Here is a 25,648-nt window from a genome sequence, read left to right on the forward strand (position 1 = left end):
CTAAAATAGCATGAGAATGATAAATAGATTCTTAACAACATGGTTAATTCTTGTTTTGTTAGTAAGTAAACTTAGTGCCCAAAATACTATTTGGAAAAGGCATACCATTGATGCTTCTCTTAGTGGTGCCGATGGCGTTAAAATTACCGATGTAAATAATGATGGTTTACCCGATATTACCACAGGTTGGGAAGAGGGAGGTTATACCAAAGTTTATTTACATCCAGGTTTCAATTTGGTAAAGCAAAATTGGCCTTCAGTAATCGTTGGAAAAACCCCAAATGTTGAAGACGCTGTATTTGCAGATTTAGATAACAATGGTGCATTGGACGTGGTAAGCAGCACAGAAGGACATCACAATAAAATATATTTTAATTGGGCTCCAAGTAACCTAGATGACTATCTGAATGCTGAAGAGTGGAAGTCTCAAGTGCTTCCTGCCTCAGATAAAAATGTACAGTGGATGTATTGTGTACCAATGGATATTGATGGGAAAAATGGTATCGATTTAGTAGTAGGATCTAAAAATAAAAATGCAGAAATAGGATGGTTTCAATCCCCCAAAAATTCAAGAAAGCTTTCTAAATGGAAATGGTTTTCTATAAGTCCTGCAACCTGGGTAATGTCTATGTTTAGTAAGGATATGGATGGTGATGGGGATTTGGATATTGTGGTATCCGACCGTAAACCGGGACCGACTCAAGGTGTTCGCTGGTTAGAAAACCCAAGGAAAATCAGAAAGCAAAAAAAAACATGGAAGAATCATTTTATAGGATGCCAAGGATTAGAGGTTATGTTTATGGATTTGAAAGATTTGGATGGGGATGGTTTAGAAGATGTAATTGTTACAGAAGCAACTACTCGAAAAATTTGGTTCTTAAAACGAATGGATAAAACGGGATTGAATTGGAAACCATTTCCAATTGCAATTCCAGAATATGCCACTAAACCTAAATCAGTAGTTGTTGGAGATCTTGATAACGATGGAAAACCAGACCTTGTACATTCTTTTGAAAAAGCAAACGGAAAAAAGGAAGGGATTTATTGGTTGTCTTATAAAAATAAACCAACAGATTCTGTTTGGGAATGGCATACAATTAGCGGACCAAAAGGCATAAAATACGACAAGATTGAATTGGTAGATTTAGATGGCGATGGCGATTTGGACGTCCTTACTTGTGAGGAAAATTATGGTGCGGATAGTGAAGGCTTGGGGGTAATCTGGTATGAAAACCCACTGAATGAAATTTAAAAAACAGCGTACTTAGGTGTTATGTTTTTTAGTTTTGCAAATAAAATTTTTTACATCCCGATACTACAGGATAATATTTAACCCTACTTGATTTAGTTTTATGCTTCATATAATTTAAAGTAAAAATCATGCAAGCAATTTTAGGCGTATTATTTCATTCATTGGGCGGAGTCGCAGCAGGTAGTTTTTACATGCCATATAATAAAGTAAAAGGTTGGGCTTGGGAAACGTACTGGATGGTTGGAGGTTTAGTATCATGGCTAATCGTGCCGCCAATAGCTGCTTGGTTAACTGTACCTGGCTTTCTAGATATTATAGTTGCTAGTTCCAACACCATTCTAAGCTTTGTGTTTTTAATGGGCTTACTATGGGGGGTAGGTGGGTTAACTTACGGTCTTGGTATTCGGTATTTAGGCATGTCTTTAGGTAATTCTGTAGTATTGGGGTTTTGCTCAGCATTCGGAGCTTTAGTACCTCCAATTTATTACAATTTGAAACCAATGGAAGGCAAAGAAACGTTCTCTGATATGTTAGCTTCGTCCGGTGGACAATTGGTGCTTTTTGGTGTGTTGGTATGTTTATTAGGAATTGCAATTTGTGGTAAGGCCGGTATGTTAAAAGAAAATGAACTTTCTGATGAGGAAAAAAAGAAAAGTGTTTCAGAATTTAATCTGGTAAAAGGACTAGTGGTTGCTATTTTATCTGGTATTTTAAGTTCATTTTTTAGTTTTGGAATTGAAGGCGGTAAACCATTAGCTGATGCTGCAGTGGCAGCTGGTTATGACCATTTATATGCTAATAATGTAACCTTTGTGGTCATACTTTGGGGCGGTTTAGCAACTAATTTTGTTTGGACCACTTTTTTAAGCATAAAAAATAAATCCTATAACGACCTTACCAATAAGACAACTCCCATTTCAAAAAATATCATGTTTTCGGCTTTAGCAGGTACAATATGGTTTTTACAGTTCTTTTTCTACGGTATGGGCGAAAGTAAATTAGGAAATGGAGCTAGTTCGTGGATTTTGCATATGTCTACCATTATTTTAACAGCTAATCTTTGGGGTATTTACCGTAAAGAATGGAAAGGTGTTGCCGCTAAAACTAAGTGGACCATAACTTCAGGTATTGTGGTTATTGTTTTATCTGTTGTTTTGGTAGGTATAGGGAATTCTATTTAGGTTAAATAGATTTTTACGAAATTACAGGATACCTTCGTATTTTAAAAGTCTTACTTTGAGTAACTATTATTTATAATCTTATCAAGATGAAATGAAGTATTCTTTTTTATCAGTAACATTTTTTCTTCTCCTAATGTTCTCTTGTAATGATAAGAGTATAATTATTGATAATGAAGATTTGTACGCAAAATTCCAAAACCCTCCAGCAGAGGCATGTCCTTTTGTACGTTGGTGGTGGAATGGAAACAAAGTGAAAAAAGAAGAGTTGGACAGACAGCTCGAATCTCTTAAAAATGTAGGTTTTGGTGGTGTTGAAATTAATCCTATAGCGATGCCTATGGCTTTTGATAACACTGCGCAATCTTTAGATTGGATGAGTAATGAATGGATTGATATGGTGGTTCATGCTGCCAAAAAAGCCAAAGATTTAGGTATGATTACCGATATAATTGCGGGTACAGGTTGGCCATTTGGGGGTGAATTTTTAAAAGATGAAGAAACCTGCCAGCGAATGGTCTCTGATAATATCTCTTATGATTCTAAAGCCATTATTAAAGTAGATGAAGACTATTTAATCAATCTTTTCAAAGAAAAATATAATAAGTTACGGGCTCAAAAACATCTAAGTAAAAGAACAACTTACAGGCTTGCTAACTTAGCTTTAGTGCCTAAGAATTGTAATGATGAACGAGAGATTATTAACCTCACTGAGTTTTTAGATGAAAATAAAAATCTTATATATAAAATAGAAAAACCCGGTCAGTATTATTTAAACTATACACTAATTCAACAAAATTTTAGAGATGTTACCCTGGGAGCTCCTGGAGGTGCAGGTCCTGTAATGAATCATTATAAAAAAGAAATGACTTTGGCATATTTAAATAGGTTAAAGAAAATTTCAGAGCGTTCAGGTATTCCTTTAAATAAATTAATAAGAGCAATTTTTTGTGATAGTATAGAAGTATCTGGAGCAAATTGGACCGATGGTTTTGAAACTATGTTTTATCACACCTATGGTTACAAGTTAGAAAAGTGGATGCCTTTTGTGTTTTATTCAGCACATGGTAATTATTCAAATGAGCTATATTCCGAAAACTTTTCATCAGAATTTAAAGACAAATTAAAGCGGGTTAGGTATGACTACAATAAGCTTTTAGTAGAGGTGTTTCTGGAAAACTTTACTAAAACCTATAAAGCGTTTTGCGAAGAAAATGGCGTGCTTTGTAGGTACCAAGCCTATGGCACACCTTTTTTAATGGGTATGTTAGACGGTTACATGATACCTGATATTCCAGAAAGCAACAACTGGATTTATTCAGCAGAAATGAAAGATTCCTTATGGCAATGGAATCAATCTCACGGTTATATGACTTGGAATATGTATGCCTCTGCAGGCGCACATTTAACAGGAAAAAAAATTACGAGCTGTGAAAGTATGACCAATACGCGTGGTGTTTTTAAAATGACTCTAGAAGAAATGAAACAACATGATGATATGAATTTTATAACAGGAATTAATCATTCTGTATTACACGGTTATAATTACTCCCCAAAAGAAGCACCATTTCCTGGATGGATACGTTATGGCGCCTATTTTAGTGAAAACAATACCTGGTGGAAACACTTACATCTTTGGGTTGATTATAATGCCAGATTATCAGCTGTGTTTCAAAATTCTCAACCCGATAAATCTATTGCTATTATAGGTCCAACATCCGATATTTGGGGAGACAAAGGTTTAGCTAGAACCCCCTTTCATATGGAACCAGCGTATTTGTACAAACTTTGGGAACCTATCAGTCAGTTAGGATATTCTTGCGAGTATATTAATCAAAATGTATTAGCTAAAGCTGAAATAAATGACGGTACGATTTCATACGGAAATATGACTTATAAATTGTTGGTATTGGCCAGTTTGAAGTCTATTCATCCAGAAATAGCCTTAGTGTTAAAGAAATTTGTAGAATCAGGCGGAAAAATTGTAGTTATTGATGGACTTCCCAAAAAAGCTTTACACTTTACCGATTTTCATAAAAAGGATGAGCAAGTAAAACAGACAATGGAACTTTTATTAGCCAATCATCCTGATTCATTTATAAAAACCAATCAGCCAAAATCTACAAAAGAGTTATTTATGTGGGCGAAACAATTTATAGAGCAATCGGGTGTTAACCCAGACGTAATTATAAGTAATCCATCAAATCAAGTCTTTCAAATTCATCAATATACTCAGGATAAAGATATTTATTTTTTCACCAATATTCATAGGTTTGAAAAAGCATCTTTTAATGCAAAATTTCCTGTGGAAGGAAAATATCCATATGTATGGAATCCAGAAACAGGAGAACGAAAACCATATTATTATGCCTCTAATTCTAATGAGTTAGAGATTAACTTAAACCCATTAGAATCCTTGTTGATTGTTTTTCAAAATAATAAGCCAACAAAAAAAGCAGAAAAAAAAGATTGTCAAGTTAAAAGTTCAAAGAAAATAGACGAAGATTGGACGGTAATTGGGCATCGTGTAGACAATAAAACCTATACATGGGATATGACAGAGCTCATAGACTTCAGTCAGTCAACAGATACCACACAAACTTCATTTGCAGGAGAAATTATCTATAAAACAACCATAGATAAGGCGGAAGATTTTACTCATATAGATTTAGGCGATGTAAATGAAGGTGTTACAGAACTTTATGTGAACGGTAAAAAAGTAGGCAAACGTTGGTATGGTAAGGCTATATATCCAATAAAAAGTTGCCTGAAACAAGGGGCTAATAGCATAGAAATTCGTTATACAACAGTTCTGGCCAATTATTGTAAATCGTTAAATAATCCCCTAACTATCCGTTGGACAAGAGTGTATAAAGACAAAGTGTCTACTGGGGTACAAGGTCCTGTAAAATTAATAAAGTATTAAAGCATTCATAACATGATGGTACAGGATAATAGATATATGTAATTCTAATACCTTTCACTTAAGATATCATAAAATCAACATTCAATTAATTAATAGTATTATAATGATAAATAAACAAGCACTGTTTCCGCTAGTATTTTTGGCCATGTTTTTTGTGTCCTGCCATCAAGTTTCTACTTCACTAACATCAATGACTTTTAAAAAATTAACCGTTGATTTTAAAGAAACACCAATGGCCTTAGAGAGTGAGCAACCACTTTTTTCTTGGATTGTGAATGCTGAAGGATTTAATAAATCACAATCAGCATATCATATTTTGGTAGCGTCATCAAAAGATAAATTGAATGAGGCTGATGCAGATATGTGGAATTCACAAAAAGTAGAAAGTGAAAAATCTACATTCGTAAAATACCAAGGAGCTCCTTTACAAGCAATGAAAACTTACTACTGGAAAGTAAAGATTTGGGATGAAAACGGAGATGTTTTAAATTGGTCAGACACTCAGATCTTTGAAATGGGGTTAATGAATCAGGAAAACTGGGGAGAATCAAAATGGATTACGCTTAATGAAGATACCAGAACATCACCCTATCGCTTTAGAGATTACAAAACGGGTAAAATGAAAAAAGCAGAACCTGTTGAAGGGTTTGCAGCAAGTTACTTTAGAAAAGAAGTTAATGTCAATAAAACCATAAAAAATGCTCAAGCCTATATCTGCGGTTTAGGTTATTATGAACTATACTTAAACGGAGAAAAGGTGGGTAACCATGTGTTAGACCCAGCACCTTCAAATTACAATAAACAAGCCTACTATGTAAATTATGATATTACAGAGCAAGTAAATTCAGGACAGAATGCTTTTGGAATTATTTTAGGAAATGGTTTTTACGGACAAAATATTTCTTGGAAGCGAGATCCTGAATCAGACAGAGATTTAGCATATGGACCACCAACAGTAAAACTTTTAGTGAAATTTAAATATGAAGATGGTACCGAAACCGATTTTTATACCGATGAAACATGGAAAGAATCTACAGGGCCTATTGTATTTAATAACGTTTATGGGGGGGATACTTATGACGCTAGATTTGAATTGGGAGATTGGACAACTCTAGGGTATAATGATGCTAATTGGGGGTTAGCTAAAGAAACTTTACCAAAAATTAAAAAGATTAACGCACAACAAATGCCACCAATTAGAAAATTAAAAGAGTTGGAGCCGAAAAACGTATTTAAAGGAGTAGATGGTGAATGGATTGTAGATTTTGGTCAAAATATAGCAGGTTGGGTTAAGTTGAATGTAAAAGAAAAAGAAGGACAACTTATAGAAGTTATTACAACTGAAGCTTTATTAACCAACGGAAAGGATATTTTTAAAGGATCTACAGGAGGTGGTGCCAATGGTATGCCACAACTATATGAATACATCTGTAAAGGAAATAAAGTTGAGTCATGGGAACCAAAATTTAGTTATCATGGCTTTAGATATGCAAAAATAAAAGGTGTTTCTTCTAAGCCAAATGCAGATATGATAAAAGCAGTATTGGTAGCAACAGATATTGAAGAAACAGGAAGTTTTATATCTTCAGATACATTACTAAATAAAATGCACAGTATTAGTAAATGGACTATTGTTGATAATGTTCATGGAATACCAGAAGATTGTCCGCATCGTGAAAAATGTGGTTGGTTAGGTGATGCGCATGCCTTTTGTGAATATGCCTTGTATAATTATGATATGTATGATTTTTATAAAAAATATATGGAAGACATACGTACTCAAATGCGTCCTACAAAAGGACACAACAACCCAGATGTCAAATTCCAAGTGCCTACAATGATAGCTCCTGGTAAACGAACCTCTACCTATGCTAAAATAGATTGGGGAGTAGCCACCATGTACTTACCTTGGTATAATTATTTATACTACGGTGATGACACAATTGTTAGAGAATATTATGAATCTATGAAAGGTTTAACTAATTTCTATCTTAATTTTAAAGACGAGAATGGCATAATGCAAGATGGTATGGGCGATTGGTGTCCACCACGATGGGACAGGAGAAAAAATCCTAGCGCCATGGAATGCGACCCGGTTATTTCAGCTAACGCCTATTTTTACAATGTTTTAGGCATTATGGAAACTTTTGCAAAAATAAATAATGATGCGGAGTATCAATCAAAAATGAAATTAGAAAAAGAAGCCTTAAAAGCTGCGTTCAATAAAGAGTTTTTAGTAGACATTCCAAATACAAAATACAAATGGTATCAAAGTCAAACCGCAACGGTTCAGGCTCTACAATTCGGTATCGTTCCAGAAGAAGATGTAGAAAATGTAGTAAATGGCTTAGTCTATGATATTTTAGAAGTTAAAGGCGGGCACCATTCAACCGGAATTCATGGTAACAGATATATTTATACGGTATTAACTAAATACGGAAAAGCAGATGTAGCACATCAAATTTTAACAACACCAGAATTCCCAAGTCAAACCTACGTGATGAATTCGGGCTTCACCACATGGCCAGAACGCCAATTTGAATGGGAGAAAATGGAAGGACCTACAAATTCATTAAACCATCCAATGCATAGTGGTTTTGCAGCCTATTTTTATGAATCTTTAGGAGGTATCAAATCTTCAGAAGAACATCCTGGATTTAAAGAATTTATGGTTAATCCTGAATTCCCAAATCAGATTACTAGTACCAGTGTTTCTGTGCCAACACCATACGGGGATATAAAGAATGATTGGACAGCTAAAGATGGTATATTATTAATGAATTTAGCGGTGCCGTTTAATACTAAAGCAAAAATTGTTTTAACGTCTTCTGAATTAGAGACCTTGAAAATTAATGGAGAATCCATAGATATATTTAAAGAAAATAATGAGATTATAACAGATGATAATCATGTGATTTTAGGTTCAGGACAGTATGAAGTTGAATATTTGAAAGCTTTAAAATAAGATTCAAATAAAACAAATATTGATTCATACGTCCTAATTAAAACACATGATTTTCAGAACTAGGGAACACCTCTTTAATATATGTTCTACTTAATAAATACGGTATAGTACAGGACACTTTTCTTTAGCTATATAATTATCATTGTAGGTAATAAGATACAACTATGATTACTAAAACTACAATCGCATTTCTCATTCTTTTTATGGGTACAGTGAATACTATAGCTCAAACAGCACCATGTGATGGAACTTTACCTTTTGAAGAACAAAATGGATTGTTAACCATAGAGATGGAATCTGGTATTATAAACGACAACCGATGGCAAATTGGTACAGAAACTGTAGATGGAGAAGAAATTACCTATTTATACTGGACGGGGCCAGAATCTTTCAACGCACTTACTGGGGCTCCAATTGTTTATAACATTAAAATTAATACTCCAGGTACTTACAGATTTGCATGGCGAATGCGCGTTGGCACGGGAACGGCTGCAGGAGAGCATAACGATGCTTGGTTAAAAGTTGATGGCGAAGATTTTTACGGTATTAAAAATGGAGCTAAAGTATATCCTAAACCTTTGTGCAACTCAGATCCAGCTTTAACTTGTGCAGCAGGAAGCTCAACTCAAAACTTCATAAAAGCCTTCGGAAACAGATTAGATTGGGGTTTTGTAACCAACACAAATGATGGTGATTCACACAGAGTTTGGGTTACCTTTAATGAGGCTAAAGTATATACCATTACTCTAGATGCTAGATCAAACTATTTATTTATTGATAAAATGGTGTTAAGAAGAAGTAATGTTTCCGATACTGCTGCTCAGAATTTAAATAATCCAGAATCTTCCTGCTATAACGCTTTATCAATAAATGATGTAAATAGACGTGAAACAAAAATTTACCCGAACCCAACAATGGGGAAAATAGAAATTAGCAATATTCCTATTAATTCTATTTTGAATATTTCTAATATTTCTGGAGCTATTATTAGAACAATAAATACAAAAAAATCCGCGGAAATTATTGATATTAGTGATTTAGAAAGTGGTCTCTATTTTATATCTAATTCTGATAAAAATAATTATTTCGTAAAAAAAATTATTAAAATATAACATTCCAAAATTAAGTTGATTAAGATTCTAAAAAGTTTACTAGTATTAAATGTAATTCTTTTTTTTAATTGTAAAAAGGAGGATATAAGTAAACAAATTAAACCTAATATACTGTTTATTTTAGTTGATGATTTGGGCTATCACGATTTAGGGGTAACAGGAAGTGTATTTTACGAAACACCAAATATTGATAGGCTAGCAAATGAAGGTGTTATGTTTACCAATGGTTATGCAGCAAGTAGAGTGTGTAGCCCTTCCAGAGCGAGTATAATGACAGGGAAATTTACGGCACGTCATGGTATAACAGACTGGATTGGAGCTAAGGCAGGAGAAGAATGGCGCACTAGAAACCGTCATGACAAATTATTGCCTGCCGATTATGTGCGCGAGTTACCTAAAACCGATATAACTATAGCAGAAGCCTTTAAGCAGAATGGATACAAAACCTTTTTTGCAGGAAAATGGCATTTAGGAGGTAAGAGCTCATACCCAGAAGACCATGGGTTTGATATTAATATTGGCGGCATAGAAGCAGGATCTCCAAGAGGAGGGTTCTTTTCACCATGGAATAACCCTAAATTAAAAAATAGGAAGGACGGTGAAAATTTAACGATGCGTTTAGCCCAAGAAACAGTAGAATTTATCAAACAAAATAAAGATTCTACATTTTTTGCATTTTTATCTTTTTATGCCGTACATGCGCCAATACAAACTACCGAACGTAAATGGCGTAAATATCGCAACAAGGCAGATAGCTTGGGTATAATGCCTTCTGGTTATAAAATGGAGCGCATTTTACCTATTAGGCAAGTGCAAGATAATCCTATATACGGTGGGTTAGTAGAAACTGTAGATGATGCAGTAGGTGTGGTTTTAAAAGCATTAAAGGATAATGGAGTAGACGAAAATACTATTGTGGTTTTTACATCAGATAATGGCGGTGTAGCATCTGGTGATAATTATTCTACTAGTAATTTACCTTTAAGAGGGGGTAAAGGCTATCAATGGGAAGGAGGTATTAAAGAACCTTATTTTATTAAAGTGCCATGGTTAAAACAAGAAGGTGTTAAAACAGAATTTCCTGTGATAAGCACAGATTTCTATCCTACGTTGTTAGATTTGGCTAATGTACCGCTTTTGCCCGAACAACACATAGATGGAATTAGTTTAAAACCCCTGTTAAAAGGGGAGTACTTAAAAGTAAAAAGACCTTTGTACTGGCATTATCCACACTATGGAAATCAAGGGGGCGATCCCGCATCAATTATTCAAGAAAATACTTGGAAATTAATTCATTATTGGGAAGATGGCCATGAAGAATTATATAAATTACCCTCTACAGAGATAGATGAGTTGAATGTTATATCTAACTATCCAGAAATTGCGCAAAAAATGAGCAAAAAATTGATGAATTGGCTAAACGAAGTAGGGGCAAAATATCCAGAAAAAGACCTTGAATACAATATAAACAAGGCAGAAAAAAGACATTTTGATATAATTAATAAAAAGTGGCCTTCTCTAGAAAAAAATAGATTAGAAGTGCTTTCGGAAGACTTTCAACCGAATAGAAATTGGTGGAAAAGTAAGTTAACTCTCGATTGATGATAGGTATCGTTAAATATGACTTATTTAATGTGTTAGATATATTAGACATGACATGACATGACAGGGCAGGATGCTTTTGGGGCTTCATCTTATTAGTTTTGGTTAATAAAATGGAATTATGAAAAAACATTATTTAAACAAACTTTTTAGCCTAATATTTTTTCTTTCGGTAGTTACCGTTTTTTTTACATGTTCAAAATCTGAAGATGTAGAAGAAGAGGTTATTGAAAACCCTGAACCAGAAGAACCACAAGAGCCAGATATACCTATAGTTGTTGATCCAGATAAAGTAGTTACTATTAATACAGGCGCAGTAGTAGGAGAAATGTATAACTTTTGGTCAACAAGACCTATGATAAACCAAACTCGGTTTAGCAGTTCTGGTTTTACATCGGGACTAAATACTATAAAGCCTTACGTTAAAAGCTACAACTTGGTACGTGTCCTTGGAGGTAGAACAGATAATAAAAATAATTTTTATAAAGGTGTAGATGGCTCAGGAAACATCATAACAGATTTTAGTGGTTTGTTAACCGATATGCGCAATTTTATGCAAACAGGTTTTAAACCACGTATTGTATTAGATAATGTGCCTTGGGAAATGAATGCCGTAAAAGAAGAGAATACCTATGGTAATACCAATCCACCAGATGACTATGGTGTTTGGAGGCAATACATAAATGCTTTTTTACAAACATTGGTTGATGAATTTGGTATGAACGAAGTAAAAACTTGGCGCTTTAGAGTAGCTACCGAACCTAATTATACACCGCATCATTGGAATGGTACTAAAGAAGAATATTTTAAACATTACGACATAACTGTAGACGAAGTTCTAAAAGTTATTCCAGATGCTATTATTGGGCCCGGAAATAATTTAACAGAAGGTGCAGCAACTTTTACTACCGAAATTATAGATCATTGTGCTACAGGTACAAACTACGCTACAGGAGAAACAGGTACAAAAATGGATTTTTTCTGTATTTCTTATTATGAAAAAATAGATCAAAACACTATAAAACTACCCAATACAGTTCAAGAATACAGAGCTAAATTAGATAGTTATCCACAGTTTAGAGATATTCCTTTTGATATTCAGGAATTTGGAATATTAAGAGATGAAAATGCTAATAGAGGGCTAAGTTTATCAGATGCAACCGAATTTGGAGCAAGTTGGTATGCTAGAATTGCCGATTTAGCCTATGATTATAGAATAACCGAAATATACGATTGGGGACAGGAAATAGAGGTTGGTAACTTGCCACAAGGTAGACGTAATGTAACCGAAATGTTCTTAAAAATGGAAGGCGGTAATAGAGTAGAAACTATTGATAATATTAGTGGTCATGCAGGTATTATACCTGTAGTAAAAGGAGATGTTATTTACCTGTTGGTATATAATCATAATACAACGCGCAGTAGTTCTGCTTCAAGAACATTATTTCCTGTTTTAGAAGGAGGGCAAATAGCAGGGGGTAATAGTTGGAAAATGAACGAGTGGACTGTAGATAAAAATCATGGCATCATGATGCATGAACTTTATAAAGATGTAAGGGAGGCAGGAGTAGGAGAAAAAACCAACGGACGAATTTATGGAAATAGACCTTCAGATCGTTTTGAAGATGGATGGAAAGATGTGTTTAATACCAACTTAACCAAGTACACACAACTGGCCGAACTTCCAAAAACTATTACAGATTCCATAGTTAAAAAAATTGATGGAAAATTAACTTTAAAGGTTGAATTAGAACCTCATAGCGTAAAATTAATTGAGCTTACACCACAATAATAAAAGAATATTATAAGAATTTTGAAATAAAATTAAATGAAAAAAGTTGGTATCACTCTGTTTTTTAGTATCCTTTCTCTAATAGCATTTTCTCAAATTAAACACGGTCTTAGAGATGAATGGGGTAAACATGTTATTCCAAGAGGTTTTGTTGTAAATACAAACGACCACATAGGCGAAGTTTACTTTAATAACGATGATTATGTTCGTATGGTTAGAATGGGAGCAAATTATCAAGTTATACGTTTAGAATTAGGAAAATTAAGTGAATTTTCTGGAAGTAAATTACAATCCAATTACTTAAAAAAACTTGATACATTAGTTAATCTAGGAAAAAACCACGACATCAAAACTATTTTTAAAATGACAGTTTATGGTGTTAAAAAATTTGAGTGGGAACAATTTTGGCTTAACACTAATAATGAACACGAAAAGTATATTAATGCTTGGAAAGTTATTTGGAATCGTTATGCTAATAATCAAGCGGTTGTAGGGTATGATGTGGTTAATGAACCAAGAAAACTCTCAATGGATATTTCTTATAAAAAATTAACTAAAAAGTATCTTATTCCGCTATATCAGAAAATCATAGATGAGAGCCAAAAAATAAATCCAGATAAAAAAATACTAATTCAGTCTGTATTTATGAATAAAGGCGAAGCTATTGATAATAATCAATATGCAGAAATTACTGCTCCTATAAACCGTAAGAATGTTATTTTTGCACCCCATATTTATCAAAATAAAATCGATTTTATAAAACCAGTAATGAATCGTTTTGATAAAGAGTCAGAGTTACTTAATGCGCCAATATTAATAGGAGAATGGGGGTTTCCTACCTTTGCTAAAACCGATACGCTAATAAGTGGAAAACTTGGGCAATTAGAATACAAAGAACTTTACATTAAAACAGCCGAAGTGTTTGACCGCATGGGAGTGGGGTCTATAAAAGCTTGGTTTTTGGGTAACAGGAGTATGCAGCATTTTCTTCCAGGAGGTCCCTCAACATGGGCTATTTTTAGCGATAGTACAGATGCAGGAACGGTGGAGCGAAAATATATCACCGATGTTATTTCCAGACCATTTCCGCAAACCATAGCAGGCAATATACAAGCTTTCTTTTTCAACCACGCCACCAGAACTTTAGATGTTAATTTTAAACCCAATAATGAACTAGGAGTTTCAAAAATTTTCATTGGAGCCAACAGGCATTATCCTGATGGATTTTCGGTAATTATTAATGATGACATTGTGTTGTATCACAACCCAATAAAAAACATTGGTTTAGAAGTGTTTAAAGCTCCAAATGATGTTGATGTCTCTAATTTTATTTGGGATGAGAAAACACAGAAACTCATTGTTTTAAAATGGCCAAAACTTAGTGGGAATATAAGTTTACAGGTGGTTCCAGGAATTCGTAATTTTTAAGCAGTATTAACAAAAAAATTAATATTTTAGATAATGAATAAGCTTTTAATAAGTAGCTACTGCGCTCTTTTTCTTTTATTTATATCAAGTTGTATATCGTGCCAAAGTAATGCCCAAAACACAACCAATACCTTTGAAAAAACAAGGGTTAAATACAACTTTAATCCAGATTGGAAGTTTATAAAAGATAATCCAAAGAATGCACAAAATATTAAATTTGATGATTCGGATTGGACCACAGTAAGTTGTCCGCATACATTTAATGATATTGACACCTTTGATGATTATAGTCTTGGGCATCATAATGGCGAAGAAAATCAATGGCGTGGAACAGTTTGGTACCGTAAGCATTTTAAACTGCCAAAATTAGATTCAAGCAAAAAAGTATTTATTGAGTTTGAATCTGTACGCCAAATAGCCGATGTATATATTAATGGTGTACATCTAGGACAAAACCAAACTGGGTTTATTCCTTTTGGGTACGATTTAACACCTTATATTAAAGTTAATGAAGACAATGTTATTGCTGTAAGAGTTAATAATGATAGAGGAGATCATTTTAGAGATAATTTTCCTTTAGTATGGAATCATGAGCATTGGCACCCAACTCATGGAGGTATTTACCGTAATGTATTTCTACATGTTATGGATGCGCTTCACATTACCTTACCATTGTATGATAATTTAGAAACTGTGGGAACTTATGTCTATGCTGAAAACATCTCAAAAACCAGTGCTGATATTCATGTAAATGCCGAAGTTCAAAACGAATACCAAAGCGCTCAAAATGTAACATTTAAAGCAAAGATATTTAATAACGAAGGTGAGCTTGTTGGTGTCTCTGAAACAGAAAAAGAATTAAAAGCAGGCGAAAAGTTTACATTTTCAACACAAATACAGTTAAAAAACCCTCAGCTTTGGTATACACGTCATCCGTATATGTACACTGTTGAAAGTGTTTTAAATGTAGACGGAAGCGCTGTAGATTCTTATAATACACCTTTAGGAATAAGATCCTTTAATTTTGATAAAGATAAAGGATTCTTTAACAATGGGGAGTATGCAAAACTTCACGGTTGGGGGCAAAAACCAACAAACTCTTGGGCAGGTTTAGGGGCTGCCTTACCAGATTGGTTACGGGATTATACATTTCAATTAATGGATGAAGCAGGAGGGAACTTTATAAGATGGGGGCATTGTGCAGGATCACCAGCAGAAGTAGATATGGGCGATAAATATGGTTTTGTAACACTAATGCCAGGTGTAAGTGGCGAATCTCAAGACGAGGGTGAAACTTGGGATATTCGTATAAAAGCATTTAAAGATATGATTGTGTATTACCGAAATCATCCATCCATTTTCATTTGGGAAGGCGGTAATTGGGCAGAAACCAAAGCACATTATCAAGAAATTTTAGACGTTATAAATACATTTGATCCCAAAGGAAAACGCCTTATGGGGAACAGAAGAGCCGATGTTAAAAACGATTCTGAGGGTTACATTTCTATTGAAATAGGAACTGAAGGTTGGGAACGCGAATATCCAGATTTACCCATTGTAGAAAGTGAATACATGCGCGAAGAAGCCCCAAGACGTGTTTGGGATAAGTATTCTCCAGATGATAATTTTTTCAGTCATCCTAATATTAATAAAAATACATATAAAATAACTTCAGAACAATATGCTGTAAGGCAAGTAGAACATTGGTGGGATAAAATGGGCAGAAAAGCCTACCATTCGGGTGGTGCTAATTGGATTTTTTCAGATGGCCCTCATGGTGGTAGAGGACAAACTGAAGTAACTAGAGCTAGTGGAGAGGTAGATGCTGTACGCTTACCTAAAGAAGCTTTTTACACTACAAAAGCTATGTGGAGGTCAGAACCACAAATACATATTGTAGGGCATTGGAATTATAAGGAAGGAACCACAAAAGATATCTTTGTTGTTTCAAACACAGCTGCCGTAAAACTATATGTTAACGGAAACATAATAGGAGAAAATAGCACACCAAAAGATGGTTATGTGTATCAATTTAAAAATGTGTCGTGGGAAGCTGGAGAAATTAAAGCTGAAGGTATTATTGATGGTAAAGTAAAAGTAACACAAATAAAAGAAACCGCTGGAGTTCCTGCCGCTTTAAAATTAACACCAATTACGGGCCCTAAAGGGTGGAGAGCCGATGGTTCTGATATTGCATTAATAGATGTAGAAGTAGTTGATGCCAAAGGAAGAAGATGTCCGCTAGAAAAAGGTCGAGTAGATTTTACTGTTTCAGGACCAACTATTTGGAGAGGGGGGTACAATAGTGGTAAAGAAAATTCTACTAACAACCTATATTTAGATGTTGAAGCAGGAATTAACCGCGTAGCGTTACGTTCTACTTTAGAGGCAGGGGAGGTTGTTGTTTCTGCTACAAAAAAAGGGTTGCCCGTAGCAAGCATAACCTTAACAACTAAGCCAGTAGATATTAAAAACGGACTAACCGTAGAGTTGCCACAGGTATTTAATAATGTTTTAACTAAAGAACCTTTACCTATACATACACCAGAAATCCCAGAATACATACCAGGTAAAACAAATAAGAGTAAGTTGTTTACTAAATTTAGTTATACTGGAGATGGTAAAGCTATGTTGCGTACTAATATGCATTGGGGCAAAAAAGCTTATACAGATATGGAAGAAAATTATACAGTAATTCCGAAGTATCTAAGAGGTGCAGAATATATAAGAACCCCAAACAGCGATAGTAAATACTGGGCAAGAGACCAATTACAGTTTGTTGCTGGCCAAAAAATGCACATTTATGTATTGCATGATGATAGAGTAAAGCGCCCTGAATTTTTAATAGAAGATTACAAAGATACTGGAGATAATATTAAAGTTGGTGAAGTTGTCATGTCTATTTATCATCGTATAGCCAAAGCCGGAGAAAGTATTATTATGGCGGGTAATAGTGATGACGATGCTCCAGACACGTGTAGAATGTATACAGTAGTTGGTAAAAAGTATTAAAAAACACAGTAATAATTATTTAGACGTTGCTCTTTGTGGGTTTTTAGGCATTGTTTTTTTTGTTTAAAAGAAACAAATTTTGAAAATAAAATAGGTTTAAGTATTTATTAAAACACTCAACAATTCTTAAAGTGTTAAAAAAAGGATGGTAAGCACTTTACCATCCTTTTTTAAACGTTTTTATTCTTGTTTTGTTAATGACCTAGGTTTTATTTTTGGTTATTATTTATAAATTCTTCTAGAAGAGTTCTTACTACGTGTATGTCTCCAGCTTCTAAACCATTATTTACATTTGCCCCAGTAATCCAATATAACACCATTCCAGCATCAGAGCAATCCCATTTTCCTTTTTGAAATTTAACAACATTGTCTAATTCTGCAATATTTCCTAAAGTCCATATTAGTCGTATTCTTGGGTCGGTATGATTTTTTGCCCAATCCCATTTTTCTAAATCTAATTTTAAATTAATGTTTTGGTCGGGAATACGTACTTCTTCTATACCAAAATTTAAAATTTGCTGCCAAGTATAAAAATCACCAGCGTTATCATTAGCAGGATGATGAGTTACTACTTTAACAAATTTATGTTTTTCTTTAGGAGTTTTTTGTAAAGCCATGCCTATAATATCAGGTTCACCAGCTTCAATAATCCATAAAGGGTCGTTGGCTGTAGAGGCATTTATTGCCCAGCATAAATCATTTATGGTTTCTTCTTTTTGCCAAATGGCATCATAAAAAGTTAAATGGTCAAAACCACCCCAACGTCTGGCGGTCATATCACAGGCAATTTGCATTAAATGGTGGCGCTCTTTTTCAGCCTTTTTAGAAATTCGGTCATCTCTAACCAAATCGCAACTATGAGAATAATGTACTAATCGGTTTTCTAAACCTGTAGCTCTCAATAAGGCTAATGTAACTGCTGTGCCTCCTAAATCATCGGGATCTGGAGAATTGCCATCGGCAATGATAGCAATTCTACCATTTGGCGGATTAATATTTTGCCCAAAAATGTAATTAAAACATATAAAGAAGGTAAATAGAAATAGCTTAATTATTCTTGTCATTTTTTAGAGTTTAAACAGTGAAATAAATTGTATATATCAGTAGTATTAATACCATTTTAATTTTAAAACTTTAAAATTAAAATGGTATTAATAAAATCTTACCCTGTGGTATCCTGCTAATTTTATTTTTTTTATAGCAGCACAGGTCATAACAGAAAGTACAGGATGATCCTCAGATAAATATAAAATATTTTGCTAATCTATCAATAAATTAACTAAATATCTATGAATTTAAAAGCTAAACTAAAACCTCTTTCAAGTTATGTTAAAACTTGGATGAGTGCGGTTTTGGTACTGTCGTGTATAGCCATGGCAAAAGCACAAACCGTTACAGGAACAGTTGTTGCAGATGGGCAACCGTTGCCAGGAGCAACAGTTATCATTAAAGGAACATCAAAGGGAACATCTACTGATTTTGATGGTAATTTCACAATTGAAGCAGAACCGCAATCGGTATTGTCTATTTCCTATGTAGGGTATTCTACAAAAGAAGTGACAGTGGGTAACCAGACTAATATCAATGTCACTCTGGAGGCAGACAACGAACTCGATGAGATTGTGGTGATTGGTTATGGTACTCAGCGAAAGTCTGATTTAACAGGTTCTGTGTCGTCGGTGAGTTCTGAGGATTTAACTGCAGCACCAGTCTCTAGGGTAGATCAAGCATTGCAGGGTAGAGCCTCTGGCGTACAGGTAACCCAAACCAGTGGAGCACCTGGTGCAGGTACGGTTATTCGAGTTAGGGGGGGAACTCCATAACAGGAAGTAACGAACCACTTTGGGTTATAGATGGTATTGTAGTAGGCACAAACTTTAATCTTAACAATATTAACAGTAATGATATTAAGTCTATTGAAATATTAAAAGATGCTTCATCTATTGCTATTTACGGTTCTAGAGGGGCAAATGGTGTTGTTTTGGTAACTACTAAAAATGGTTCTGGAGCAGGTGCAGGAAAACCAGAGGTTAGTGTAAACTTATATACAAGTATGCAGTTAGTGCCAGAATTACCAGATATGTTGTCTCAGGAGGAACAAATTGCATTTACAAATGAAAGTGCAGAATTCAGATCGGCAGCATTACCGTTTCCTAATGATCCATCTACCTACCCAGATAATGATTGGTTTGATTTATTATTAGGTACAGCACCAATTTTTAATACCGATGTATCTATATCTGGAGCAACAGATAACGTTAATTATTATACGTCTTTAAATTACTTTAACCAAGAAGGTATTGTAGAGAGTACTGGGATAGAAAAATATATTTTTAGAAGTAATTTAGATATTAAATTAAGCGATAAACTAAAAGCAGGTTTTAGAATTAACTATTCTAGAATAGAGCAAGATAACGGGAATGCTAGTTTTGGTAATGCCTTTGCCACTTTAAGAACCCAGCCTATTTATAATGAAGATGGTACTTTTAATGGGTTTGATGAAGTAGTGAGTGCACCATGGTCTAACCCAATAGCTAATATTGCTTTAAATACCAACGAGACGTTTTCTAATAATCTTCTGGGGTCAATGTACTTAGAGTATAAGCCTTCTCCAAAATGGGTGATTCGTTCAACCTTTAGTCCAGAATTTAACAACACTAAACAAAACAAGTTTACGTCTAGTCAAAGCCCCAATTTATTATATTTAGGAGAAGGAGGTAATGCAAGTGTAAGAACTGTTGCTAGTAGTGGATGGAACAATGAAAACACAGTTCAATACCAATCAGATTTTGGAGGAAACCACACTATCACCGCTTTAGCAGGTGCTTCTTTTCAAAAGGTGTCTACTGAAATTACAGAGGCTGAAGCTTTCGGAATTACTAGTGATGCCGCTGGATTTAATAACTTAGGTTTTTCAGATCCAATAAGGTCTAAAGTAAGTAGTGATTACAATAGTTTCCAGATAGCATCGTTTTTTGGAAGACTTAATTATTCATATAAAGACAAATACTTACTAACTTTAGTAGGGCGAACAGATGGAAGTTCGGTTTTTGCGCCAGGAAATCAATATGAATTTTATCCATCTATAGCAGGAGCTTGGAAAGTAACTGAAGAGCCTTTTATGCAAAACCAATCAGTATTTCAAGATTTAAAATTAAGAGCTAGTTACGGTAAATCAGGTAACCAAGCTATAGAACCTTACAGGACAAAAGGGGTTTTGGTAGAAGCTAACACTACTGTTAATGGAGTAGAACAACCAGGTTTAACACTAGGAAGACCTTCAAATCCTAACTTACAATGGGAAACAACTAATTCTTTAGATATTGCTTTAGAAGCATCTCTTTTTGGAGGTAAAGTGTTTACTGAATTAAACTATTACTATAAAAAAACTAACGATTTACTTTTAGATGTTACCATCCCAAGGCAAACAGGTTTTGACACCCAATTACAAAATGTAGGTTCTTTAGAGAACAAAGGTTGGGAGTTTATGTTAAATACAACTAATATAAGTAACGCAAACTTTAACTGGAATTCAACATTAACGCTATCTTCTAATCAAAATAAAATTTTAGAACTTGGGGATGTAGATTTTATCGATGTTACTGTTGATGCTATTTTAGGCTCAGGAAATACACGTTTAATAGTAGGAGAGTCAGTTCCTGTTTTTACTGGAGTACCATTTTTAGGGACTTGGAAAAGCCAAGAAGAAATTGATGCTTCAAGTTTAACTTCTGAGGAAAAAAATAAACAGGTTGTTGGTGGCTCTAGGTTTGATGATGTAAATGGAGATGGTATTATTTCAGTTGAAGACGCAGTAGTGTTAGGAAGTCCTTTACCCGATTTAATCTTTGGGTTAGAAAATTCATTTTCATACAAAAACTGGGATTTTTCATTTTACTTCCAAGGAACAATAGGGAACGAAGTGTATAATTTAAGAACCCGAAATCACTATTTCAATAGAGGAGAAACTACCAAGTTTGCAGAACTTGCAGACCGTTGGACACCAGATAACCCAAATTCTAACATTCCAAGAGCTGGTGCAGACTCTGTTACTAGCACCTCCCCAAACTCAGAATACGTTGAAGATGGTTCTCATTTAAGGTTAAAAACGGCAAGGATAGCATATAACCTTCCAGTTGAAAAAATGGGGCTTAATAGTTTAAAAAATGCTACTATATACTTCTCAGGAAGTAATTTGCTCTTAATTTCTGATTTTAGATTGATAGATCCAGAATCAAGTAGATTTGGTCGCGATGGTTTAGGTAATATAGCACAAGGTTATAACGATGGGTCGTACCCTAATCCACGAGTTTTAACCCTTGGTTTAAATGTAACTTTTTAAAAAATATACACAGATGAAAACTAAATATATAATTTTATACATCTCTATAATATTCTCATGTTTTAGTTGTGAGGAATTTTTAGAAGAAGAACCACGCTCACTTATTGCACCAGAAACTTTTTTTGCATCTGAAAACGATGCTCGTCAAGCTATTAATGGTGTTTATGCTATTTTAAAAAATAATTCTATTTATGGTCAAGTTGGTCTAGATGTTTTTTATGATAATGGAGCAGATATTATAGAGCCCAACCGTTCGGCTAATATATTTGAGCCTATAGGTAATTATTCTGTAAATGAGGCTATAGCTGATGTTTCTGTTCAAAGGATGAGTGTCTCAGATACCTGGAAAGATTTGTACCGCGTAATAAACAATGCAAACATTATAATTTCTAGAGTAGCAGATAATGATGCTATAACGGCTGATGCTCAAACAGAAATTATAGCAGAAAGTCGCTTTTTAAGAGCATTATCTTATTGGCATATTACTAACCTTTGGGGCGATGCACCATATTATACCGATGCTCTGGGAATTGATGAGATTAAAGTGTTGGGTAGAACTGATGAGAGTGTTATTATTGATGGTATTATTGATGATTTACAATTTGCCCAAGCCAATTTAAATGATGCTTATATTGGTGATGATAGCGGTAGAGCCTCAAAATGGGCAGCAGCTATTATTGAAGCAAAAATATATATGCAACAAAAACAATGGCAGCAGGGGCTTGATAAGTGTTTGGAAATCATAAACCAATCTCCGCATAGTTTATTACCTAATTATGCCGATGTTTTTGATCCAGATAATGAGTATAACTCCGAAATTATATGGTCTTTAGATTTTGCAAAAGACATAAGAGGGCAGTTTGAAGAGGGTACGCTAAGGCCAGATGGTAGTTTTCCTAGTGTTTTTGGTAACGGTAACTGGAGGCCAAGTATGTTTGCTCCTCGTTTAAGAGACGAACCTAAAAATTCAGGCGAAAGAGAAGCTTTAGCTGATGCGCTTGAGGCACAAGGTGAAGCCTTTAACGGTACTGGTTTACAGGTAGCTTCTAAAGACTTTGCTGAAAAATTTCCAACTAACGATTTAAGGAGATCTTTAAACATTGTAGATAACTATTTGGGGTACGATTTAAACTTTCCGTACATGGCTAAGTTTTGGAACTTGAGCACCACAGATTCGCCACGTTTTAACCATAAAGATAACAGGTTGGTATTTCGTTTGGCAGATGTGCATCTAATGGCTGCAGAATGTGAAAACGAGCGTCCTGGAGGAGATCCTACGGTAGCTTATGGTTATATAAAAGAAATTAGAGAACGTGCGTATGAAACAGTAGCCGAAGCAGAGGCTATAAAAGGCTTAAGTCAGAAAGAATTTAGAGAGGCTATTTATGATGAACGCAAATGGGAATTGGCCGGAGAATGTATGAGACGCTACGATTTAATTCGTTGGGGTATATTATTAGATGTAGTTCAGAATTTAGAATATAGATTTTGGAATCCTGCAGGAAATATAAGGTCGTGGCACGTTAAACTTCCTATACCTCTACAAGAATTACAAAATAACCCCAATTTACTGGAATCAGATCCATCTAATAATGGGTACAGAAATTAAAACTAAGTAATTAATTTTTTTAAATTTTAATTTTAAAGGCCGAATTGTTTACAGTTCGGTCTTTTTTTTAGTTTAAACTCAAGAAAAAAACAATACAGTATAGAGCAGGACAGAAAAGAGAGCAAGCTATATTATTTTTGGATATTAGTACGATTTCTATATAAAAACCAAACTAATTCATGAAAAAAATACTCTTTATCACTGTAACTGCTGTCTTTTTTATGGGATGTAAAACAGAAGAATCAAATCTAAATTCTAACAGTAAAAAAGACTCAGAAATTGCTCAAAAAGTAAAGCAATTAGTAGATGAAATGACATTAGATGAAAAGATAGCAGAAATGACTCAAGATGCACCAGCAAATGAAAGATTGGGTATTCCTGCTATGAAATACGGAGAAGCATTACATGGATTATGGCTTGTTCTCGATTATTATGGCAATACAACGGTTTATCCGCAAGCGGTAGCTTGTGCCTCAACTTGGGAACCTGAACTAATAAAGAAAATGGCATCTCAAACAGCACGAGAGGCTCGTGCCTTAGGGGTTACACATTGCTATTCACCAAATTTAGATGTTTATGCTGGCGATGCGCGCTATGGACGTGTTGAAGAATCTTATGGTGAAGATCCTTATTTGGTGTCGCGAATGGGGGTAGCATTTATTGAAGGTTTACAAGGCACAGGTGATGAGCAATTCGATGAAAATCATGTCATGGCAACTGCTAAACATTTTGTTGGATATCCCGAAAATAGGCGAGGTATAAATGGAGGTTTTAGCGATATGTCCGAACGTCGTTTGCGTGAGGTTTACCTTCCACCATTCGAGGCAGCAGTAAAAGAAGCTGGGGTAGCTTGTGTTATGCCAGGACACCAAGATTTTAACGGGGTGCCTTGTCATATGAATACATGGCTGTTAAACGATATCTTAAGAGATGAGCTCGGTTTTAATGGCTTTATTGTTTCTGATAATAATGATGTTGGAAGACTAGAAACTATGCATTTTATTGCTGAAAATAGGACTGAAGCCGCTATTTTAGGATTAAAAGCCGGTGTTGATATGGATTTGGTAATTGGGAAAAACGTTGATCTCGCAACGTATCATGCCAATGTTTTGAAGGATACGGTAAAGAAGAATTCTTCCTTAATGAAGTATATCGATAAAGCCACATCTCGCATTTTAACGGCAAAATATAAATTAGGCCTATTTGATACAGAACCAAAAGAAATTAACCCAGAAACTGTAGAAGCTGGCACCGATGAACATCGTGAGTTTGCATTAGAGATTGCCGAAAAATCTATTATCATGCTTAAAAATGATAATAATCTCTTACCGCTTGATGTATCAAAAATAAAATCTTTAGCCGTAATTGGTCCTAATGCTCATGAAGAACGACCAAAAAAGGGAACCTACAAACTACTGGGAGGATATTCTGGATTACCACCATATTATGTCTCGGTTTTAGATGGTTTAAAGAATAAAGTGGGAGATAGCGTAAAAATAAACTACGCTAAAGGTTGTGATATTGATAGTTTTTCAAAAGATGGATTTCCTGAAGCTATTTCTGCAGCAAAAAAATCAGATGCTATTGTTTTAGTTGTGGGGAGTTCTCACAAAACATGTGGTGAAGGAGGTGATCGTTCAGACCTTGATTTGTATGGCGTTCAAAATGAGTTAGTAGAAGCCATTCATAAAACAGGAAAACCTGTAATTGTGGTTTTAATTAATGGTCGTCCATTGAGTATTAACTATATAGCCGAAAATATACCGTCTGTACTTGAAACGTGGTATGGTGGTATGCGAGCAGGTGATGCTGTTGCCAATGTAATATTTGGAGATGTAAATCCAGGTGGTAAGCTAACAATGTCTTTTCCGCGTTCCGTAGGGCAGGTTCCAGTAACTTATTTGGAGCGTCCGGATTTTATTGGATCTGGAAAAGGAAAGTATCGATTTAGCGATAAATCACCGTTATTTCCATTTGGCTACGGTTTAAGTTATACAACTTTTGAATATGGTACCCCAAAGCTTGAAAACGAAACCATTTCAGTAGATGGTTCCACTACTGTTTCTGTAGAGGTTACCAATACTGGAGATAGAGCGGGTGATGAGGTGGTGCAAATGTATGTGCGTGATGATTATGCATCAGTTGGTAGATATTTAAAACTATTAAAAGGTTTTGAGCGTATTACATTAAAGCCAGGAGAAACTAAAACAGTTAGTTTTAATTTAGGGTTTGATGAACTGAATATACTGAATCAAGATATGAAAAAAGTTGTAGAACCAGGTACTTTTACTATTTCTGTGGGCACATCTTCTTTAGAAAAAGATTTACAAAAAGTAATACTTAGTGTGAAATAAGTTATTAGAAATGGGAATTTCATAACATAAAAAAGGAATAAAAGTATGAGACTATGATGGGATTTTTTTAAGACAC

At 34.6% G+C, this 25,648-nt stretch carries 14 protein-coding genes; 13 read left to right on the forward strand and 1 reads right to left on the reverse strand.

The window, feature by feature from the left end; all coding sequences use genetic code 11:
* Positions 1-16: 16 nt before the first annotated feature.
* The 9 genes from BWZ22_RS10405 (at position 17) to BWZ22_RS10445 (ending at position 17,267) form a co-directional block, all read left to right on the forward strand.
* A complete protein-coding gene (locus BWZ22_RS10405; protein ID WP_198027598.1) occupies positions 17-1,252 on the forward strand; it encodes a VCBS repeat-containing protein in 1,236 nt (411 codons plus the stop codon).
* Positions 1,253-1,380: 128 nt separating this feature from the next.
* Positions 1,381-2,433: an L-rhamnose/proton symporter RhaT gene (gene rhaT / locus BWZ22_RS10410; RefSeq protein WP_076699852.1), complete on the forward strand. Its 1,053-nt coding sequence runs from the start codon at positions 1,381-1,383 to the stop codon at positions 2,431-2,433.
* 91 nt (positions 2,434-2,524) lie between these two features.
* Positions 2,525-5,356 carry a glycosyl hydrolase gene (locus BWZ22_RS10415; RefSeq protein WP_083692295.1) on the forward strand — a complete coding sequence of 944 codons (2,832 nt, stop codon included), beginning with the start codon at positions 2,525-2,527 and terminating at the stop codon, positions 5,354-5,356.
* A gap of 103 nt (positions 5,357-5,459) precedes the next feature.
* Positions 5,460-8,321, forward strand: a complete 2,862-nt coding sequence (locus BWZ22_RS10420) for an alpha-L-rhamnosidase (protein ID WP_076699855.1) — start codon at positions 5,460-5,462, stop codon at positions 8,319-8,321.
* Between the two features lie 164 nt (positions 8,322-8,485).
* Entirely contained in the window at positions 8,486-9,433 is a 948-nt protein-coding gene (locus tag BWZ22_RS10425; RefSeq protein ID WP_083692297.1) for a T9SS type A sorting domain-containing protein, read from the forward strand.
* 15 nt (positions 9,434-9,448) lie between these two features.
* Entirely contained in the window at positions 9,449-11,035 is a 1,587-nt protein-coding gene (locus BWZ22_RS10430) for a sulfatase (RefSeq protein WP_232225134.1), read from the forward strand.
* A 121-nt stretch (positions 11,036-11,156) separates the two neighbouring features.
* Positions 11,157-12,827 (forward strand): hypothetical protein, encoded by a 1,671-nt coding sequence (locus BWZ22_RS10435; protein ID WP_076699860.1) that lies wholly within the window; start codon positions 11,157-11,159, stop codon positions 12,825-12,827.
* A 36-nt stretch (positions 12,828-12,863) separates the two neighbouring features.
* Positions 12,864-14,255, forward strand: coding sequence for a cellulase family glycosylhydrolase (locus BWZ22_RS10440; protein ID WP_076699861.1), 1,392 nt, complete (start codon positions 12,864-12,866; stop codon positions 14,253-14,255).
* A 33-nt stretch (positions 14,256-14,288) separates the two neighbouring features.
* Complete coding sequence (locus BWZ22_RS10445) at positions 14,289-17,267, forward strand: glycoside hydrolase family 2 protein (protein ID WP_076699863.1); 2,979 nt, start codon at positions 14,289-14,291, stop codon at positions 17,265-17,267.
* Between the two features lie 209 nt (positions 17,268-17,476).
* Here the strand turns inward: BWZ22_RS10445 and BWZ22_RS10450 are convergent, their stop codons facing one another.
* Positions 17,477-18,331, reverse strand: coding sequence for a hypothetical protein (locus BWZ22_RS10450; RefSeq protein ID WP_076699864.1), 855 nt, complete (start codon positions 18,329-18,331; stop codon positions 17,477-17,479).
* 225 nt (positions 18,332-18,556) lie between these two features.
* On the opposite strand from BWZ22_RS10450, the gene BWZ22_RS16970 reads away from it, so the two are divergent.
* The 4 genes from BWZ22_RS16970 to BWZ22_RS10465 all read left to right on the forward strand — a co-directional run bounded on the left by BWZ22_RS16970 (position 18,557) and on the right by BWZ22_RS10465 (position 25,572).
* Positions 18,557-19,090 (forward strand): carboxypeptidase-like regulatory domain-containing protein, encoded by a 534-nt coding sequence (locus tag BWZ22_RS16970; protein WP_198027599.1) that lies wholly within the window; start codon positions 18,557-18,559, stop codon positions 19,088-19,090.
* A 35-nt stretch (positions 19,091-19,125) separates the two neighbouring features.
* Entirely contained in the window at positions 19,126-21,609 is a 2,484-nt protein-coding gene (locus BWZ22_RS10455; RefSeq protein WP_254712342.1) for a SusC/RagA family TonB-linked outer membrane protein, read from the forward strand.
* Between the two features lie 13 nt (positions 21,610-21,622).
* Positions 21,623-23,218 (forward strand): RagB/SusD family nutrient uptake outer membrane protein, encoded by a 1,596-nt coding sequence (locus BWZ22_RS10460; RefSeq protein WP_076699866.1) that lies wholly within the window; start codon positions 21,623-21,625, stop codon positions 23,216-23,218.
* Positions 23,219-23,397: 179 nt separating this feature from the next.
* Positions 23,398-25,572 (forward strand): beta-xylosidase, encoded by a 2,175-nt coding sequence (locus BWZ22_RS10465; protein ID WP_076699867.1) that lies wholly within the window; start codon positions 23,398-23,400, stop codon positions 25,570-25,572.
* Positions 25,573-25,648 lie beyond the last annotated feature (76 nt).

Origin of the sequence: Seonamhaeicola sp. S2-3 (assembly GCF_001971785.1) — a bacterium.
GTDB lineage: Bacteria > Bacteroidota > Bacteroidia > Flavobacteriales > Flavobacteriaceae > Seonamhaeicola.

What these genes read in the sequence shown, in the direction of transcription:
- BWZ22_RS10405 (WP_198027598.1), top strand. Translation starts at nt 17, where the DNA reads ATGATAAATAGATTCTTAACAACATGGTTAATTCTTGTTTTGTTAGTA.
- rhaT (WP_076699852.1), top strand. Translation starts at nt 1,381, where the DNA reads ATGCAAGCAATTTTAGGCGTATTATTTCATTCATTGGGCGGAGTCGCA.
- BWZ22_RS10415 (WP_083692295.1), top strand. Translation starts at nt 2,525, where the DNA reads ATGAAGTATTCTTTTTTATCAGTAACATTTTTTCTTCTCCTAATGTTC.
- BWZ22_RS10420 (WP_076699855.1), top strand. Translation starts at nt 5,460, where the DNA reads ATGATAAATAAACAAGCACTGTTTCCGCTAGTATTTTTGGCCATGTTT.
- BWZ22_RS10425 (WP_083692297.1), top strand. Translation starts at nt 8,486, where the DNA reads ATGATTACTAAAACTACAATCGCATTTCTCATTCTTTTTATGGGTACA.
- BWZ22_RS10435 (WP_076699860.1), top strand. Translation starts at nt 11,157, where the DNA reads ATGAAAAAACATTATTTAAACAAACTTTTTAGCCTAATATTTTTTCTT.
- BWZ22_RS10440 (WP_076699861.1), top strand. Translation starts at nt 12,864, where the DNA reads ATGAAAAAAGTTGGTATCACTCTGTTTTTTAGTATCCTTTCTCTAATA.
- BWZ22_RS10445 (WP_076699863.1), top strand. Translation starts at nt 14,289, where the DNA reads ATGAATAAGCTTTTAATAAGTAGCTACTGCGCTCTTTTTCTTTTATTT.
- BWZ22_RS10450 (WP_076699864.1), bottom strand. Translation starts at nt 18,331, where the DNA reads ATGACAAGAATAATTAAGCTATTTCTATTTACCTTCTTTATATGTTTT.
- BWZ22_RS16970 (WP_198027599.1), top strand. Translation starts at nt 18,557, where the DNA reads ATGAATTTAAAAGCTAAACTAAAACCTCTTTCAAGTTATGTTAAAACT.
- BWZ22_RS10460 (WP_076699866.1), top strand. Translation starts at nt 21,623, where the DNA reads ATGAAAACTAAATATATAATTTTATACATCTCTATAATATTCTCATGT.
- BWZ22_RS10465 (WP_076699867.1), top strand. Translation starts at nt 23,398, where the DNA reads ATGAAAAAAATACTCTTTATCACTGTAACTGCTGTCTTTTTTATGGGA.